Consider the following 19,337-nt stretch of genomic DNA (forward strand, 5'->3'; position numbering starts at 1 on the left):
AACCTAAGAAAATTTGGCGACAAATTCTGATAGCCAGTTAAGTAAATTCAGTTTATGTAAGATGATTTGTCTAGCTTCGGCGATCGCCTCTTTAGCATCGTGCCAAGCATCGGGACTAGAAGTTACTTCTTGAATGTAAGCAATGCCTTTTTCGTCCAAACTAGGTAATCTCAAAAAACTACCAGGAGGTAATAACTTATCTGCTGCTGAACCACCATAGTAAATAGGTAAACACCAAGCTAATAGACTATCCCAAAGTTTCTCGCTGACATACCAATCATTATCAGCATAATTTTCTATAGCCAGATTGTAATAATACGGCGACATTCCATGACATTTGCCTCCTAATTCTCCTGCATCTTTTGACCATGATGGTAAATTTCTCCCATAAAAATCAATTTCCAAATTACTATTTTGTAAGGATTGTAAAAAATTTAATCTTTTTTGATGGTTTTCAGTTCTATTAATACCGGAAGTAATCCAACTACAAGTTTTCACTTTTTTAAATGGTGGCATTTCATCTAATTCTCGAAAGGAGTTAGAAAGATACCAAATTGCGGGCATATAATCGGGTATGGGCGCAAAATCATCAGGTCCAGAAATATAACCACAATAATTATCAGCTTGCTGGTAGTTATATTTATTGATTTCTACAATTTCTGATAACGGTGGTTCTCGTAATAAATAAATAATTCTTTCTTTACTAATTCCACGCAGGAGAGAATTAATATTGAGTTCTGTTTTTTTTGGCTGGTTTCGTAAGCGATCTAATAAAGATTGTGGAGATGGGGGTTTAGGAAAATCAAATTGGTACATTAGTAAAAAATCTGGTTTTTTTGCTAATGCTTGCATTTGGATATTTTCCCAAATTCCAAATTCATTTGGAGTTTGTTGCCATAGCCAATCTCCTCTTTTATTAAGATTGTCATAGCTACTAATCATGCCGATTGTTTTCATATTTCTTTGACTCATATTTTTATTGATGTTATAGATTTGGTAGGGGTATTTTTTTTATTTAATACTTTCTTCCAGTTTTTCTAAATTTCTCAGAAGATAGATAGCAGCTTCATAAGCTTCTGTAAGAACTTGATTTTGTGATTGGGGATTTTCTATCATATTATTTTCGAGGATACGTATATTAGTAAATACGGGATTTAAGCAGGTACGAAATTCTTCAAAAATACTATTAAAGTTGTGGTAGGGAGATGTAATGGTGCTACGATTTTGCTCTGCAAATGTAACTAGTCCTTCTTTTATTTGTTTGTTGATAACATCATCAAAAACATCAATAGTGTTGAGAATTCTCCATACTGATTTATAGGATTCTTGTAATAATTCTTGACGCTCTTGATAATCGTCTACTAAATCATCAAGTAATAACTGTATTAACCCAAGCATTGAATTAAGTTGTGTGCGGATTTCGTAAGATATCCTGAGTAAGCTTTGATTCCGTTTTATGGAGATATCCGGTTTATTTGCAAATTGCATTGAGTAGAGATTGGAGTAATAACCACCTTTTTGCAGAAGTTCATCATGAGTTCCTACTTCTACTACACGACCTTGATCTAAAACAGCAATTTGATCGGCTTTGCGGACGGTAGAAAGTCGGTGAGCAATCACTAAGGTGGTACGATCTCGACTGAGTTCATCCAGTGCAGCTTGTACTAACCGTTCGGAAACTGTATCTAAAGCACTGGTAGCTTCATCTAAAATGAGGATTTCGGGGTTTTGGAGGAGGGCGCGAGCGATCGCTAATCTTTGTCTTTGTCCTCCTGATAACATGACACCGCGATCGCCTATGATTGTCTCGAATCCTTCAGGTAATTTACTAATAAATTCATAGGCATTAGCGCGTTTTGCTGCTGTCATAATATCCTCGTCACTAGCATCTATTCTGGCATAGGCAATATTACTTCGTACTGAATCATTAAAAAGAAACGTATCTTGACTAACAATCCCCATAGATTTACGGACTGATTTCAGATCAAACTCCCGTAAATCTCTACCATCTAGTGTAATACAACCAGATGTAGGATCATAAAACCTTGGTAGTAAATATGCTATAGTGGATTTACCTGCACCTGAACCACCTACTAAAGCTAGAGTAGTGCCTTTGGGTAAATATAAATCTACATCCTGAAGAACTGGATTTTTATGATTAGGATAGGAAAAAGAGAGATTATTAAAATGTATTCCTTTTTTTAATTTTTCATATAAAATAGTGCCGGTTTTCATAAACGGCTTGTTACCGTATAGTAAAAAATCAGCGACAATATCCACACTAGAAGATGTATTCGCAAAACTACTGCGGAGAGAATTTAATTGAGAAATAAATGGTAGCAATCTCAACAATAATATTAAATATGTAATTAAAATTGTTGAGAACGAAGAGATTTGATTGGCAAATAATGTGCGTCCTATCACTACAATCAGCATTAAAGAAATAATGCCCGTTACCTCACTAATCGGCGCAATTGCTTGAGAATTAACTTGAGATTTAAAATCTGCTTCTTCTCGATCACGAATTAGTTTTGTTAATCGGTTATATTCTCTATCTTCATTCCCAGTTGCCTTAACTAAACGAATTCCATTTAATATTTCCATTAACGCAATAGAATAAGCTTTAGATATTTCTGAAAGCTGTTTACCCAAATTTTTTGATTGGTAAATTGCGTACTGATTTATTAAAGTTACAAAGGACAATAAAATTGTAGCTGCAATAGTTAGTTCCCAGGAAATTGATAATAATAAAGCAACAAAAACTAAAATTGTAATGACGATGATAATCAATTTCATGAAATTGCCTATAGCCGTAGCTGCACGACTAATTTCTCCACCCAGACTATTGATCAAATCACCAACTTTCGTTTTAGCGTAATAGTCTATGTCAACTTCAAGTAATATTTTTAATCCAGCTTCTCGCATATCAGATGTCAAAGTCCGACTTAAAGAACTAGACACCAATGCACTCACATAATTAGCAACATTTTTTAAAAGTATTGTTAATATAATTGATCCAGTCATTATCCATAGGCGGTAATTCTCTGGAATAGAATCAAAAGGAGTAATAAATGCTTTAATAATTGGTGGAGCGCCTGTTAAATCAACAGGCTGTCCCACGATTTTCAGGATAATAGGAACGATGAGTGCCGTACTCACCCCATTAAATAAAGCCCCTGAAAATCCCAATAAGATGGTAAAAAATATCCTGAACGGATAAGGTTTAGCAAATCTTAGTATTAGTAACTTGCTGTTAGACATTGGCTGTTTTGATTAGAATTTACTAAGTGTTAATGTTCATAAATTAGGTTGTCTTAACTATAAGCGGGAAATGACACCAGCCAGGGTAGATGCCATAGTTTCTAAGCTATATTTTTCTACACATATTTCTCTTGCTTTTCTACCCCGCGCTTCTGCTTGCTGCAAATCTGCAAATATAAGTTGAATTTGTTCGGCAATTTGCTCAGGACAACCAGGATCAACTAGATAGCCAGTTTCTCCTAAAATATCAGGAATATCTCCTACCCTTGTTGATAAAACAGGTTTAGCCATGGCCATTCCATCTGTCAATTTGAGGGGAAATTGAGCGCGAGCAATTATACTATCTCGTTGCGGAACAACTACTACATGAGCGGCTGTGACAATTTCCGGCATAACTTCTACAGGACACTTGGGTAGCTTAATAATCCAACGTCCCCATTTTTGGATTAGTTGATTATCGTAATCATCATAAGGACTGCCACCAACGATTACTAATCTTAAATCTTCCTGATTTAATATATCTAAAGCTGTTAAAACATCTTCAACTCCTTTATGAGGTCTTGGTGCGCCAGGAAACATGAGGATTCGATAGTTTTCCAGCCCATAACGCTTTCTGCTAACTTCAGCATTATATTTACCTGGATCAAACATAACAGTATCTTTACCATTAGGCAAATAAGCACCACCAAATCGGTCTTGAAGAAATTGAGTATCTATTGTAACTCCATTAGCACGATTTACTAAACTTTCCATCCACTGGATATAAAGTGGATGATCAGGAAATTTCAATGCACCATTTTGTTTAAAAATATCTCGATAAAGTTGTTTGATACCAGGATTATACTTCCATTCAAATCCTCCATACCAACTAAGTTCCCAGTCATCCATATCTAATAGTAAAGGACGTGAACCGGTGAATTTCTTGAGGAGAGAAACACCAAAACTCGTTGGCTTTGGTTTAACTGCATAAATAATATCACCATCTATTTTTTGCAAAAGCTGCTTGGCAGATCCGAAAAACTCAGGATAGTTTTTACCTGGAATTGAAACAACGGGTATTCCTCGTGGCGGGTTAGCATATAGTTCTTGTCCAAATAAAAATCCTATTACCTCTACTTCATAAGATATTTTTTGAAGTGTTTGAGCTAATAAAAATGCTCTAACGCTTCCACCACCAGATAAATCACTAACAACTATTGAGATTTTCATAGTTCTTAAAACAAATGTTCAATAAATGGCAGCATGGAAATAATAGCGGCTAGAACTTTATTATTAATAATTGATAAATCTTTTTTAATTTGCTCTATTTTAGTGCCTTGTTTTCTATGACCCTTGCCCGTATAGTGGATAATATAGCTTTGAAAAGGATGATCTTTAGCGAATACTTGAAGATGATGTTTGGAAACTAAATTAGAAATTTGGTATTTTTCAAAATAAGGAACATCAAAACCCATCTTGAGATTGTTGATTACTACAAAATTTGCTCCTATCTTTTCCGCATAAGCTCGTAAAAATGGGTGAGTAATTTCACCGCGGCGATTTGCAGCATCTCCAACACACAATGTAACTACAGCTTTCATGTATTTTCCTCACTTAATTGAGAAGTTCTATAACTTTTTGATAGAATTGCTGATTTGCATCTCTACATTCTGCTAAGGCATCTGGATACCTACGTGCTTCCTGTAGTTTATCCTGCCAATCATTTGGATTAAGGGGATCACAAAAAGGAACTTTATACTTCAAAGTATAAAATTTAGTCGAAAATGGAAAAGCCAAAACTTTTTTATTTAATAAAATTCCCCAGTACATCCCATGATAGGTATTAGTTAAAATTGTATCAGCTTCGCCTAAAAATTTGATGATTTTACTAAAACTAACTTGAAAATCATCTGGGCTAAATAAGTTAAACAGTTGATTGATTTTTGTAGGTTTATAATTAACTTGGTGATTTTCCATTACTGGAAAATTGAGTTCATTCATGGGAAGTTTCCAGTTTGAATTGCCATGTTTATAAATTGCAAATTCATGTTTTACGTTATATTTTTTATCAAAAAGCTTACTCATACAACTTACACAAGGAACATAGTTAAAGCCTTGGTTATAATCTCTAATTCCATGCAAGTCGAATTTATCCATATATTGAGGATATTTTAACTCTCTATCTACATTTTCATAACCATTATGTCCTATTCCCCAAGATATTAATTTTCCCTTCCTATTATCAGCTATATAATTTAATTTTTCGGTAAAGAAATCTCTGGCGATTAATCCACCTCCACCGATAATAATATTATTTTTCAAGATTTCTGGGTTGTTCACAGTCATAATGTCAATTGCTTGTGTTTCTTTAGGAAATTTAAAGTAACGCAGGGGAGAAGACATTATATCTCCAACATTATTATCTCTTCTATGAATATTAAGTAGCATGAGTTAAAGCTCCTAATTGTTACAAATTAGTTTAAAAGTTTTTGGAATTCGAGAGAAAAATGTTCCCAACTCAAATTTTCAACAGTCTTTCTGATATCTGTTTTAACTTTGTATGCTTGTTCAATTAGTTCACATATTGTCTCAACAGAACTATTGATATCAAACGTAAATCCATTTTCACCGTGAATAATCAAATCAGGAGCAAATCCAGTTTTGCTCGCTACAGGAACTACATTACACATCATCGCTTCTACTAATGGAATTGGTCCTCCTTCTAACTTGGCCGTGGAAACAAAGATGTCCATTTGAGCATAATATTTAGGATAATCAGCATATGGAGCTTCAATATAAGAAAAATTAGGTAATGCTTTCATTTCTGCAAATTTTTCGTATTTTTCCCATCCTTTGCCCAGCAGAATAAAATTTCTTGCAGGCATCATTTGAATAATATTAAAAATTCTTTCAGGTTCTTTTCGATAATAAAAGGCTGTACAGAAACCTACCGAACCATTTGAGCGTTCATGGGGAAGAAAAATTTTTGGATCAGCAGAACCTAAAATATAGGTAACTTTCTCTGATTTTAATCCTTGTGAAATTAGTAGGTTCGAGAATTGGGAACACATACATATCACTTTAGTTGCTCTATTCATCGCATAAATTAGTTCTTCATTACTAATTTCCAAATCTGTACGGGGATGTGTGTGAAATACAAGTGTTTTACTTCCCCAAATATGAGGATTTAGTTTTAAGCAAACTGGTAAAAAAGAGTAATGTGCAAAAAAGTAAGCTTTAGATGGTGGTAAAGACAATTCCGAATAATGGAAGCAATACTTACCAGGAAAGTAAGTTGCGATTTCTCTACATATAGCTTCAAGTATCCAACCCTTTGCTAAATCTAAGACGACAAATACTAAGTCATACTCTTCTACTATCTTTTCTGGGTGCGACCGAATCTTCCATTTCTCTGTCAAAAATTTTAAGTAAGAAAGTCCATAAGGTATGATGTGAACGGGTCTAGAAAATGTTTTTTCTATCTGATCCTTAATTTTTTTGAGTTGATTTTTAATATTGATAGGAATCATGTAATTTTGTTAGAGATATTTTACAATTTATTTAAATAAATTAATCCAAGGATTATTCATTGAGGTAAACTAAGTATATTTTTGACGGATTTTATTTTTCCTGATACAAAAGATATGAGCTTTTTTGAGCGTGGACCCCGATATTTTTCATAGAGTAGAAAATTGGGTGTAATTGATCTTAAGGCATTTAATATTTTTATGGAAGCTGCGTTAGTTGTTTTGATTTTTTTATCGAATAAATAAACTGGTGTAGGAACTATTTCTATTAATCTATTAAATAAATCTTGATCTTTTTCTCTGATGGCTTCTTCGAGTAAGTATTCAATACCAATTTGACAATTTTGATTTAGTTCTGGATATGTTTGAGCTATATTTTCATAGAAAATTGTATAGTAGTTTTTCATGTAATTCCAATTATTAGTTCTGTTTGATTTGTGCTTGGTATAGTAAGCACCAACCATAGGAGTATAAATGAAATTTGCACCCAATTTTAGAATATCTACTGCAAAATATCTATCACCTAATGCTTTGAGATGTTCAGGAAACTTTGTTTTATTCAAGATGCTTCTGTTCATAAGCATAGCTTGCTGAAGACAAGGATGAGGTGAATCAGCGAGGAAGTCAGGTATGAGTAAACGTTGAATTAGTTGATCTTTATTCAGTGAACCGATAATATTTTCCTGAGTGTTAACAATATTTTCTTGAGCATCTATAAATACTCGTTCATAATTTGAGTAAAAAACTATATTTTCGCTATTGCTGTTATTGATTTGCTCTAAATGACTTAACTGAAATTTAATTTTGTCTTCATGAATCCAATCATCAGAATCTAGACATTGAATCCATTCTCCTTGAGCCTGTTGAACACCGAAATTTCGAGATGATGGTAGTCCACTATTTTCTTTAAAGAAGTATTTAACTCGCTTATCTATAGTGATCAAATTTTCAGCTATCTGACGAGTATTGTCGGTAGAACCATCATCTACAATCAGGCATTCCAAATCAGTAAAGGTTTGTGACAATACACTTTTGACTGAACGTTCTAGGTAGTGACCTTGATTAAAGCAATTTACAATAATTGATACAAGTGGAGTCATCTTTCAATAATTCCTGCTAGTAAGTAAAAATTTTATTGATTACGATTGATAACTCCCCACGGCTAGAAGCTGGGGGATTTCTAATTGGCTATTTTTAAAATACCAAAGTACAGAACAAAAGTAAATAAAATTACTAATGCTTCGTGCGTATTCATGGCTAGTTGTTTTTGTATTTTCTGACCACAGGTACAGCATTATACTACCATAATTTATAAAAACTTACAGATAACATCAACAAAATACAAGTAATATTGGCGTTGCTGAATTAAGGAATATATGGGATAGGATCATTGATAAATACTAATCATATCTTTATTTGTGGGGTAAAAAAAGCTAATGCAAGTAATCCGTCTACCGGTGCTTTCCGATAACTATATCTTTTTACTGCACGATCGCCAACAGAATATCGCTGCTGTAGTTGATCCAGCCGAAGCGCAACCAGTTTTAGAGGAACTTAGAAAACTGAAGGTTGATTTAGTGGCTATTTTTAATACCCATCATCATGGTGATCATGTGGGTGGTAATACAGAGTTGATGAAAGTATTTCCCGAAGTAACAGTTTATGGCGGTGCGGAAGATCGGGGCAGAATTCCGGGACAACAGGTATTTTTACAGGAGGGCGATCGCGTCCACTTCGGAAATCGCACGGCGGAGGTTTTCTTCGTTCCTGGACATACCCGCGCTCATATTGCTTACTATTTCCCTCCAGAAAGCCCAGGAGAGCCGGGAGAATTGTTCTGTGGTGATACATTGTTTGCGGGGGGTTGCGGTCGTTTATTTGAAGGCACACCAGGGCAAATGCTAGATTCATTAAGTAAACTGCGGGCTTTACCTGATCATACTCGCGTTTGGTGCGCCCATGAATACACTTTAAGCAATTTGCGTTTTGCTGTGACTGTAGATGCTGACAATGTGGATTTACAAAAACGCTATCAAGAAGTTCAAGCTCAACGTCAGGCTAATAAACCAACAGTTCCATCAATTCTGGGAGTCGAAAAACTCACAAATCCTTTTTTGCGTTGGGAAAGTCCATCCCTACAAAGAACAGCAAAGAGTGATGATAGAGTCCAAACCTTTGCGCGGATTCGGGGAATGAAGGATAAGTTTTAATATTTCTGGCATTTGGTATTGCGATCGCCCCCCAAATTTCGCTAAAATCTTGAGGTTGTGGGTATGTTCAAAGTCGCTGAGGATCAAGCTACAATTTTGTGAGCCACCCTGATGACACCCAAATAACTAAGATTTTACAAAGAAAAGCGAAAAACAATGGCGAAACGTGTGCAATTAGTTTTAACAAAAGATGTCAGCAAGCTGGGAAAACTCGGCGACTTAGTAGAAGTAGCTCCCGGTTATGCTCGTAACTATCTGATTCCCCAGAGTTTAGCCGCTCGTGCTACACCTGGTCTTCTCAAACAAGTAGAACGCAAGCGTGAACAAGAACGTTTAAGACAATTAGAACTCAAACAACAAGCAACTGAGCAAAAAGCAGCTTTAGAAAAAGTTGGTAACTTAAAAATTGCCAAGCAAGTTGGTGAAAACGAAGCTATTTTCGGTACTGTTACTACCCAAGACGTGGCAGATGCTATTCAAGCAGCAGCTAATCTAGAAATAGATCGTCGTGGTATTACCATTCCCGATATTAGTCAATTGGGTACTTACAAAGCTGAAATCAAACTCCATTCTGAAGTAACAGCAGAAATTAACATTGAAGTCGTCTCCAACTAATGGTGACTTAATTAATCACCACAGATATATCATCTGTGGTCATCAGTGTTTTTTATCGGTTTTGGATAATTCAGATATAAATCCAAAAGCGCCAAATTTTTAAATTTTATGGCTGAAGAACTAAGTTTTCAAGGTGATGGTAGTAATCGTTTACCACCCCAAAACATTGAAGCAGAAGAAGCGATTTTGGGGGGTATTTTACTAGATCCAGAGGCAATTGGTCGAGTGAGCGATCGCCTAGTTCCCGAAGCTTTTTATATTAGCGCCCATACAACTATCTATCAAGCTGCACTGCGTCTGCATACCCAGCAAAAACCTACAGACCTACTTTCTATTACCAGTTGGTTAACAGACAATGATCAGTTAACACGAATTGGTGGCAGAAATAAACTAGCAACATTAGTAGATCGCACAGTTTCAGCAGTAAATATTGATGCCCTCGCAGGGTTAGTGATGGAAAAATACCTGCGCCGGCAATTAATCAAAGCAGGTAATGAAATTGTCCATCTTGGTTATGAAACAGAAACAGAATTACCAATAGTTCTAGATCAAGCCGAACAAAAAGTTTTCAATGTCACCCAAGAAAAAACCCAAACAGGATTAGTTCATATTGGTAATACTTTAATTAATACATTTCAAGATATTGAAACTCGTCATCAAGGCATCGCATTACCAGGAATACCTTGTGGTTTTTATGATTTAGATGCTATGACTAGCGGTTTTCAGCGTTCTGATTTAATCATCGTCGCTGGTAGGCCGTCAATGGGGAAATGTCTCAGCTATGATTCAGAAATCGTCTTAGCAGATGGACAAATTGCCACAATTGAAGAATTATATCAGCAACGACAAGGTTCACTATTAACCTTAAATGACGATTGGAAATTTACCTTTACCCAACCATCTGCATTTGTAAATGATGGTATTAAACCAGTTTTTCGAGTGACAACTCGCTTAGGTCGGACAATTGAAACCACAATTACTCACCCGTTTTTAACTATTAAAGGTTGGGAAAGATTAGAAAATCTGCAAGTTGGTAATAAAATTGCAATTCCTCGTAAAATATATGTGTTTGGAACAGAAACCATCCGCGAGTGTGAAGTCAAATTATTAGCTTATTTAATTGGTGATGGTGGTTTAACTAACACCACTCCCAGATTTACAAACAGTAACCCATTATTGCAAGCAGATTTTTCCCAAGCAGTGACTGAATTTGGTGGTTTGTCAGTAAGATGGGAAGATTCCCAAGGTCAACGTACACCATCATTATGTGTTCGAGGAGATTGGGAATTTATTGCTACTCAAAGACAGCTTTTTGCCGAAAATCTCAAAATTGCTATTAGTTCTCATTCATTATCTGCTAAAAAATTGAGCGATGAAATAGGAGTCACTCCATCTTTACTTTGTATGTGGCAAAAAGGAGAGTGTGTACCCAATTATGACACTTTTCAGCTATTGTGTAAAACACTGGGAATTGAGTTAGAAGAATTTGCACCTCATGGATTTGCTAGTATTAGTAAATCTAGTAAAAATGCGTTGACGATTTGGTTAGAAAAATTAGGTTTATGGGGTAAAAATGCTCATGCTAAAACCATTCCACCAATTATCTTTAAATTAGAAAAATCACAATTATCCTTATTTCTAAATCGTCTCTTTGCAACTGATGGTTGGGCTACTTTACTTAATAGTGGTCAATCACAATTAGGTTATGGCACAGTCAGTGAAAAACTAGCAAGACAAATTCAACATCTGTTATTAAGATTTGGCATTATTGCTGCCTTGAAAAAACGGGCTATAAAATATAATAATACCCGTAGACCAGCATGGCAACTAGATATTACTGATGCCTTATCTATTAAGAACTTCATTGCAGAAATTGGCATTTTTAGCAAAGAAGCAGCATTAGAAAAAGTCAAAGCAGCACTATGTCAAAAGAGATATCAAACCAATCGTGACTTGATACCTGTAGAAATTTGGGAACAGATAGCAACAGCTAAAGGTAGAGAAACTTGGAGTAGTTTAGCTCATAGGGCTGGAATTAAAAGCTATACAAATATCCATGTCGGTAAACGGGCATTAACACGGGAAAGATTATTTATTTTAGCGACGGCTTTAGAGAATTTACCACTTCAGCAATTAGCAACAAGTGATATATATTGGGATGAAATTATTTCTATTGAATCAGTAGGTAACAAACAAGTTTATGATTTGACAATTCCCGAAACACACAACTTTGTAGCTAATGATATTTGTGTTCACAATACTGCATTTTGCTTGAACCTCGCGCATAATATTGCTTCCGGTTATCAATTACCAGTTGCTGTTTTTAGTTTAGAAATGTCCAAAGAACAGCTAGTACAAAGACTATTAGCTAGTGAAGCCGGAATCGAAAGCAGTTATTTAAGAAGTGGACGCATTAGTCAAACCCAGTGGGAACCTTTAAGTCGTGCTATTGATAAACTATCAGAAACTCCAATGTTTATTGATGATACGGCAAATATTACAGTCACACAAATGCGAAGTCAAGCGCGACGACTGCAAGCCGAAAACACTGCAAGTTTGGGATTAATAGTCATTGATTACTTGCAATTAATGGAAGGTGCAGGTGACAATCGGGTACAAGAATTATCGAGAATTACCCGTTCTTTAAAAGGTTTAGCGAGAGAATTATCTGTACCCATCATTGCTTTATCACAGTTAAGTCGAGGTGTAGAAGCAAGAACTAATAAACGTCCTATGTTATCTGATTTGAGAGAATCGGGTTGTTTAGCTGGCGATAGCCTAGTTACATTGGCGGATACCGGGTTACAAGTACCAATTAAAGAATTAGTAGGTAAATCCGATTTTGCAGTTTGGGGACTGAACGAAAACACAATGAAACTAGAAAGGGCAATTGTTAGCAATGCCTTTTCTACAGGTATCAAATCCGTATTTACTTTAAAAACTCGATTAGGAAGAAAAATCAGGGCAACGGGTAATCACAAATTCCTAACAATTCACGGGTGGAAAAGGCTTGATGAATTAAGTTCTAAACAACATATTTGCTTACCACGATGTTTCCCTAGCTCTGGCGAACAAACTATGGCTTATGCCGAAGTTGCGTTATGTGGTTCTACACTTTATAAGGCACATTTAAGTCGAGAAAGAGCATTAAAAGTTGCCAATATTGTTAAATCAAGTGAGCTACTCGAACTTGCAAAAAGTGATGTGTATTGGGATGAAATTGTTTCAATTATACCTGATAGAGAAGAAGAGGTATTTGATTTAACAGTTGATAAATTTCATAACTTTGTTGCCAATAATATCATTGTTCACAATTCAATTGAACAAGATGCGGATATAGTGATGATGTTATACCGTGATGAATATTATTCACCTGATACTCCAGACAGAGGAATTGCCGAAGTCATAATAGCTAAACATCGGAATGGACCAACGGGTACTGTGAAACTCTTATTTGATCCACAATTTACAAAATTTAAAAATCTCGCTAAACAAAATAGTTGGTAATATGTCAAAAAAGAATTATTTGAGCTTGATATTAATATTTATTAGTATCCAAATTGGTAGCATCCAACAAATAACTAAAGCACAAACCTCAGTTCCACAAATTACCCCGACAAAATCAATTTGTCCGGCTCAATTATCATCAGCAATTGATACCATTATTAATCGTCCTCAATTTAGTCGAGTGCGTTGGGGTATTTTAGTTAAACCATTAGCATCAGAAAAAATTCTCTATAGTCAAGATGCTCAAAAATACTTTATTCCCGCTTCTAATATTAAGCTATTTACTACCGCTGCGGCATTAAAAGAATTAGGTGCAGATTTTCGGATTCGTACCTCCATTTATGATGAAGGTAATGGTGTTTTGCGTGTCGCAGGTAGGGGAGATCCTAGTTTCAAAAATGCTCAATTAAAAATATTATCCAAGCAACTATATCAACAAGGAATTAGGCAAATTAATCAGCTAATTGCTGATGATAGTTATTTTCAAGGTGAAATGGTTAATTCTAGTTGGCAATGGGAAGATATACAAGCTTATTATGGCGCACCTGTTAACAGTTTAATTTTAAATGAAAATGCTGCTATCTTAACTTTTTTACCCCAAAATATCGGACAACCATTACAACTAAAATGGGCTGAACCTACAGAAAAATATTGGTGGAAAATTGAGAATGATAGTATTACTACTCAAGCCAATGAACCTAGTTTTGTAGAAGTTAATCGTGATTTAAAAGGACAGACTTTAAGAATAAAAGGACAATTACCAATAAATTCCCAACCAAATATTACTGCTTTAGCTATATTTGATCCAGTTGCCAATTTTTTAAGACAATTTCGCCATAATTTAGCTAGAGAGGGAATTACTGTTAAAGGGACTTTACGTAGTGATTTTAGTAGAAATACAAAGGAAATAGCCACAGTAAAATCTCCACCTTTATCTGAATTATTAATCGAGACAAATGTGAATAGTAATAATTTGTATGCTGAGGCTTTACTGAGAAGTTTAGCTATTAAAAAAACCAGAGTAAAAAATCAAAATACGGCAGATGTTGGATTGCAAGTTGTCAGAGAAAGTTTAACTCAATTAGGAGTTGAACCAGCAGGTTATATCATTGTAGATGGTTCTGGTTTATCTCGGAAAAACTTAACGACTCCAGCCGCATTGGTACAACTTTTACAGGGAATAGCTAAATCTTCTCAAGCAGAAGTTTTTCGTGATTCTTTACCTATTGCAGGTATTAGAGGTACTCTAAGAAATCGGTTTCGGAATACTTCTGCTGAGGGAATTGTTCAAGGAAAAACAGGGACTATGGGAGGAATTTCTGTTTTGTCTGGATATGTGAATGCACCTAATTATGAACCGTTAGCTTTTAGTATTATGGTGAATCAATCGGAACAACCTGGTAGCGTTATGAGAACAGCAATAGATGAAATTGTGGTTTTATTAGCGCAGTTAAAGCGATGTTAAATTATTCCTGAGCAAGAATATACCGATTTTTTTGAAGAGGGTGTTTGAAAAGTATCAGAATTAATCAAAGTTATTGATATAAAGGAATTTGAATTAAAAATTCTGTTCCTTTGCCTATTTCTGATTCACATTTGAGGATTCCTGAATGTTTATTAACAATAATTTCATAACTAATAGATAATCCTAAACCTGTTCCTTTTCCGATTGGTTTAGTAGTAAAAAATGGGTCAAATAACTTACTTTTTATATCGTCTGTAATTCCTAGTCCGTTATCAATAATTCGGATTTCTACTTGATTGTTATTTGTAAGTTCAGTATGAATTATAATTTGACTAGGATGATTCTGAATTTCTGCTAAAGAACGCTGATTATTATAACTTTCCAGAGAATCAATAGCATTATTAATAATATTCATAAATACTTGATTTAGTTGTCCTGCATAGCATTGAACCAAGGGTAAATTACCATAATTTTTAATAACTTTAATTTCTGGATGTTCTGATTTGGCTTTTAGACGATTTTGTAAAATTAATAATGTACTATTAATACCTTCATGAATATCAACTTCTTTCATATCTGCTTCATCTAATCGGGAGAAAGTGCGTAAAGATAAAACTATTTCTCGAATCCGATTAGATCCTATTTGCATGGAATTAATAACTTTTGGTAAATCTTCTAAAATAAATTCTAGATCAATTTCCTCAATTTTATCCTGAATTTTATCCCTGGGATTTGGGAACTCTTCATTATATAAACTGATTAAATCTAGTAGTTCATGAGCATATTCGCTGAGATGTATAATATTTCCAGAAATGAAATTTACAGGATTATTAATTTCGTGGGCGATACCGGCTACAAGTTGGCCTAAGCTAGACATTTTCTCTGTTTGAATTAATTGAGCTTGGGTACTTTTAAGTTTTCCTAAAGCGTCTTTTAGTGCTATTTCTATTTGTTTACGTTCATGAATTTCTAACTCTAAGCGTTGGTTAATTTCTGTTAATTCATTATTTTTAACTAGGGTTTCTCGGAATTCAGTTAGCTTCATAGCCATGTAATTAAATGCCACAGCTAATTTTTCTACTTCATCACCTGTGACAATATCTAAACGATATTCAAGATTACCAGCCGCAATTTCTTCTGTTCCCATTTGTAATTGTTTTAGAGATTTAATAACTGGTCGCCAAACAAAGTTAAATGTAACTGTAAATAGAATCAGAATGACACCAATGATTTCAAGGGTAATAATTGCTTGTATTTGATATATATTATCTAATTCAGCTTTCATTAATAATCTTTTTTGATATGCACGCTCAATTACCTTTTTTAGCATGACATTAATATCTTTATTATAGGAATTAATAGCTAGAAAATATTCCTGATATTCATCTATACTCATCCTATTTTTTTCATTGATAACTAACTGATCTGCTATCTTGGTGAAAGAAATATGCCGGCTACGAATCAAATAAATTTCTGGATCATCTGGCATAAAAACTGCTAATTTATCCAGGGAATTGAGAAACTGATTTTGCAGATTAGCTATTTCTGATGGTTGGTGCTTAAATAAAACTTTATCTTTGAGTAAACTTATTTCCGACTGTAAAGCATTTTCGGTTTCTAAAGCAGCTTTAATGGTGTCCATAGTGAGATTACTTTTTTCTTGGACAGCATTTTTAATTCGCTGAACAACAACAGCATTACCAATGAGAATACCTGTAACAATTCCTAATAATAAAATTGCACTAGTGAAAAACTTTTTAGATATATTCATTTTGATCGGCTAGAAATTAAGTTGATCATGACTTACGCAAAATCATGAAGAAACGTATCCCTTACGGGAGTCGATAGCTTGCGTGGCGACGCAGGAGCCATAGACATACCGCAGAGGACGCAGAGGACAGGTCGAAATAAGAGTTTCAGAGAGTTATTGCGTAAGTCATATTGATATCCTTGCGAATTTTATGAATTGCTTCATAAATGGTTGACTGTTGTCATATTTTATAAGTATAAGGAAATTAAGCAATACTGCCGCGTTTTCTAGCTTCTTTGTTGGAAATACCGACATTTTTGATCCCAGCTTTAATCATTTGTCGTTCTAAAAGGGCAAAGAACCGAGTTCTATCACCACCTCTAACTACAGCTTGATTATGGGCTTCGGCGATCGCTACAGGATAACCATATCCTTTTTGTACCTGTGCCAACATTAATCCTAGTGCTTGATCAAACATGGTGGAATTTTCCACAACCCAAGCAGGAACTTCAATGCGAGCAATTTCTGTACCTACGTGGACGTAACAAAAATAAATAATTTGGTCTTCATATAATTCTAAAATCCGCGCATTACTACGCCATAGGGGTCCGCGTTGTCCGGGTTGGAGTTGGGTTGTCCATAGGGTTGTATCTCGCAAAGTATCAAATTTTTTACAAGGTACGTATTCCAGTTGATTGGGACAATAGGTGACACAATCGGGGACAGGATGGGGACAAGCTAAAAAGCGTAAAAAGTTGGTGGCTTCGATGTTTCGAGAGGCGCTAAGATAACCCATGATGGGGATTTGGGCTGCCCGCATTTGTTTCCAAGATTCTAAAACAGGGGGTAAGATGAGATCGCGGGCATCCATCGGTAACTGATCTAAAAACCAGTATATTAACGAACCATCTGTCATTGCTAAGGTTGGTGCTGCTGTTTTTGCACTACAAGCCAGTTCTGCTAAGATTGTAGCCTCAGAAGCAGTACGGCGATAACTCATCCATTCTTCCGTTCTAATTCCCCACTGACGCGATATATATAAATCTTCGGGGCGATAAAATACCTCCGGTAAACTATCGAGAACAGGGTGAAGATTTTGACCATAGTGTAAAACAACTCTACCAATATTTAGTAAGTAACAATACGCAATTTCGTGATGATTGGGGGCAATTTGTGACCCATCGGTAGAAATGACAGTATGAACTTTGGGGGGAACAGGGATAGTAATGCAGGTTTCTAGGGGTTCAATGGGTGTAGCATTAGCAAAGAGAATGCGATCGCGCCATGTTTCTTGACGTTTAACTAATTCTTCTTGACACTCAAAAGCCTTGGTTAAATGTTGTTGTGCTAACTCCAACCGCTGATGACTTGCAGTCACTTCTGAAGTTAAATGTTGACTGAAACCTTGCATTTGTTTCGATATTTTTGTTAAATCCAGCATCTTAGTTGAGTGTATTTGTGTGAATGGATATAAATGGTATATAATTAATAACTGTATTCTAATAATTGGAAAAATAGTCTAATGAAAGGATGCACATTAACAATCATCATTTTCATATTAGGAACTATATTACATAGTCCGAGAGTGAATGCGAACAATTTAACCAATATTTCTGACTTAAAAACAAAATCATCACTGTTAGCACAAACTACTCTTCAAGATGCTGTAGTATATTTCCATCGAGGACTTAATCGCCATACATCAGGAGATATGAAAGGGGCGATTGAAGAATATAGTGAAGCCTTACGTTTACATCCTAACTTTGCTGAAGTTTACTATAAACGTGGTTTATCCCGCAATCAATTGGGAGACTTAAAAGGAGCTATTGCTGATTATAGCCAAGCCATAAGTATTAATTCTAGCTATGCTGGTATTTACAATCATCGAGGACTTGCTCGCTATGATTTAGGAGATACTAAAGGGGCAATTGAAGATTTCAATCAAGCATTAATTCTTAATCCTAAATTTCCTGAAGCTTACCAAAATAGAGGTATGATTCGCAATAGTTTAGGTAATAAACAAGTAGCAATTACCGATTTAAAGACAGCAGCTAACTTATTTCAGCAACAAAAAAGAATTACTAATTATCAAGAAGTTATTGATCTAATTAAAAAGATAGATCGTAAGTAATTGAGATTAATGATTAGATCCCCGACTTCTCAAGAAGTCGAGGATATTAGTATTCTGAATGCAATTATAACCAATTGGAAAAATCGTGAGCAAAATGAGAAAGTGATATTAGCTGAATGCGTGAATCATTTTTTCCTGCTTCCCTTTCTGGTTGAGTATTGTAACCCCAATCTGCTAAGAAAAGTTTGACATGATTTAAGTCTGATTGCTGTTGAACTAATTGCAATGTTTTGAGCCTATCTTCTACAAACCATAAACTTACAGGTTGGGTATTTGCTTTCTCAATTAATTCGCGCAAAGTTTCATATTTTGGGCGTTTTACTTCCTTGCCAAAAATTGTTTCTGAAGGTAAATCAACTCCTTCTTGCTTTAACAATTGCTTGACAAATCGCCCTTCTTTAGTGGTGACAATATATAATTGAACTGCACTTGCTAGAGTTATTTTGAGTCTTTCTATGACACCAGGATAAAACCTATGCAAACTGAGCCAACCATCTAAATCTGTCTTAATCCATTCATCCCGCAGATGATCCAATTTTGTAGAAACTGCTTTTGCTTCTAGGTGATCTGCTGCTAAAATTTGGGGAGTGATAGTTGTCCATGATTGCAGAATTTGATCATCAGAAAAACCCTCAATTAAGGCTGTAATTAAAACAGGCATTTCCCACCCGGTTTCAATTACAGGACGTAAACGATAGAATCTCAAAGCTAAATCATCTGGTGGTGTGTCGTTAGCTGGCGACCAAATTTGACAGTAGGTACGCCACGCTACCTCAAAATATTCAATTAGTCCATCACAAACTACTCCATCAAAGTCTAAAGCCAAAATCGTGGGACTATTTGCTGTCATTGTTTAGAGGGTAAAAACTGCTTTTGTCAGTTTACCGCACCT

Annotated in this window: 15 protein-coding genes; 5 read left to right on the plus strand and 10 right to left on the minus strand. The window is 35.2% G+C overall.

The annotated features are described in order from the left end of the window. Positions 1–3: 3 nt before the first annotated feature. Genes FJR04_RS15350 through FJR04_RS15380 form a run of 7 tightly spaced genes read right to left on the minus strand, consistent with a single transcriptional unit; the run spans position 4 to position 7,867 of the window. On the minus strand, positions 4–957 hold the full coding sequence (locus FJR04_RS15350; RefSeq protein WP_168496259.1) for a glycosyltransferase family 10 domain-containing protein: 954 nt from the start codon (positions 955–957) through the stop codon (positions 4–6). 54 nt (positions 958–1,011) lie between these two features. After that, positions 1,012–3,261, minus strand: coding sequence for an ABC transporter ATP-binding protein (locus FJR04_RS15355; RefSeq protein WP_168496261.1), 2,250 nt, complete (start codon positions 3,259–3,261; stop codon positions 1,012–1,014). A 57-nt stretch (positions 3,262–3,318) separates the two neighbouring features. Beyond that, positions 3,319–4,470 carry a glycosyltransferase family 4 protein gene (locus FJR04_RS15360; protein ID WP_168496263.1) on the minus strand — a complete coding sequence of 384 codons (1,152 nt, stop codon included), beginning with the start codon at positions 4,468–4,470 and terminating at the stop codon, positions 3,319–3,321. A 5-nt stretch (positions 4,471–4,475) separates the two neighbouring features. Then, positions 4,476–4,841 carry a hypothetical protein gene (locus FJR04_RS15365; protein WP_168496265.1) on the minus strand — a complete coding sequence of 122 codons (366 nt, stop codon included), beginning with the start codon at positions 4,839–4,841 and terminating at the stop codon, positions 4,476–4,478. Between the two features lie 13 nt (positions 4,842–4,854). Next, complete coding sequence (locus tag FJR04_RS15370; RefSeq protein WP_168496267.1) at positions 4,855–5,688, minus strand: polysaccharide pyruvyl transferase family protein; 834 nt, start codon at positions 5,686–5,688, stop codon at positions 4,855–4,857. A 26-nt stretch (positions 5,689–5,714) separates the two neighbouring features. Further along, positions 5,715–6,770 (minus strand): glycosyltransferase family 4 protein, encoded by a 1,056-nt coding sequence (locus tag FJR04_RS15375; RefSeq protein WP_168496269.1) that lies wholly within the window; start codon positions 6,768–6,770, stop codon positions 5,715–5,717. A 56-nt stretch (positions 6,771–6,826) separates the two neighbouring features. Beyond that, complete coding sequence (locus FJR04_RS15380; protein WP_168496271.1) at positions 6,827–7,867, minus strand: glycosyltransferase family 2 protein; 1,041 nt, start codon at positions 7,865–7,867, stop codon at positions 6,827–6,829. 336 nt (positions 7,868–8,203) lie between these two features. Between FJR04_RS15380 and gloB the strand changes: the two genes are divergently transcribed. The 4 genes from gloB to dacB all read left to right on the plus strand — a co-directional run bounded on the left by gloB (position 8,204) and on the right by dacB (position 14,564). Beyond that, positions 8,204–8,977, plus strand: a complete 774-nt coding sequence (gene gloB, locus FJR04_RS15385; RefSeq protein ID WP_168496273.1) for a hydroxyacylglutathione hydrolase — start codon at positions 8,204–8,206, stop codon at positions 8,975–8,977. Between the two features lie 156 nt (positions 8,978–9,133). After that, positions 9,134–9,592: a 50S ribosomal protein L9 gene (gene rplI / locus FJR04_RS15390; protein ID WP_168496275.1), complete on the plus strand. Its 459-nt coding sequence runs from the start codon at positions 9,134–9,136 to the stop codon at positions 9,590–9,592. Positions 9,593–9,700: 108 nt separating this feature from the next. Then, entirely contained in the window at positions 9,701–13,099 is a 3,399-nt protein-coding gene (gene dnaB, locus FJR04_RS15395) for a replicative DNA helicase (protein WP_168496277.1), read from the plus strand. A 1-nt stretch (position 13,100) separates the two neighbouring features. Beyond that, positions 13,101–14,564: a D-alanyl-D-alanine carboxypeptidase/D-alanyl-D-alanine-endopeptidase gene (gene dacB / locus FJR04_RS15400; protein WP_168496279.1), complete on the plus strand. Its 1,464-nt coding sequence runs from the start codon at positions 13,101–13,103 to the stop codon at positions 14,562–14,564. 70 nt (positions 14,565–14,634) lie between these two features. On the opposite strand, the gene FJR04_RS15405 is transcribed toward dacB, so the two are convergent. Together FJR04_RS15405 and FJR04_RS15410 are read right to left on the minus strand one after the other, a co-directional pair. After that, complete coding sequence (locus tag FJR04_RS15405) at positions 14,635–16,335, minus strand: sensor histidine kinase (RefSeq protein WP_168496281.1); 1,701 nt, start codon at positions 16,333–16,335, stop codon at positions 14,635–14,637. Between the two features lie 244 nt (positions 16,336–16,579). Continuing rightward, a complete protein-coding gene (locus FJR04_RS15410; protein WP_168496283.1) occupies positions 16,580–17,755 on the minus strand; it encodes a DNA double-strand break repair nuclease NurA in 1,176 nt (391 codons plus the stop codon). An 81-nt stretch (positions 17,756–17,836) separates the two neighbouring features. Between FJR04_RS15410 and FJR04_RS15415 the strand changes: the two genes are divergently transcribed. Further along, positions 17,837–18,445 carry a tetratricopeptide repeat protein gene (locus FJR04_RS15415; RefSeq protein ID WP_168496285.1) on the plus strand — a complete coding sequence of 203 codons (609 nt, stop codon included), beginning with the start codon at positions 17,837–17,839 and terminating at the stop codon, positions 18,443–18,445. A 64-nt stretch (positions 18,446–18,509) separates the two neighbouring features. On the opposite strand, the gene FJR04_RS15420 is transcribed toward FJR04_RS15415, so the two are convergent. After that, the gene (locus FJR04_RS15420; protein WP_168496287.1) at positions 18,510–19,295 is read right to left on the minus strand and encodes an HAD family hydrolase; all 786 of its coding nucleotides are present in this window, start codon (positions 19,293–19,295) and stop codon (positions 18,510–18,512) included. Positions 19,296–19,337: the final 42 nt, after the last annotated feature.

The organism is Anabaena sp. UHCC 0204, from assembly GCF_009711975.1.
Lineage (GTDB): Bacteria > Cyanobacteriota > Cyanobacteriia > Cyanobacteriales > Nostocaceae > Dolichospermum.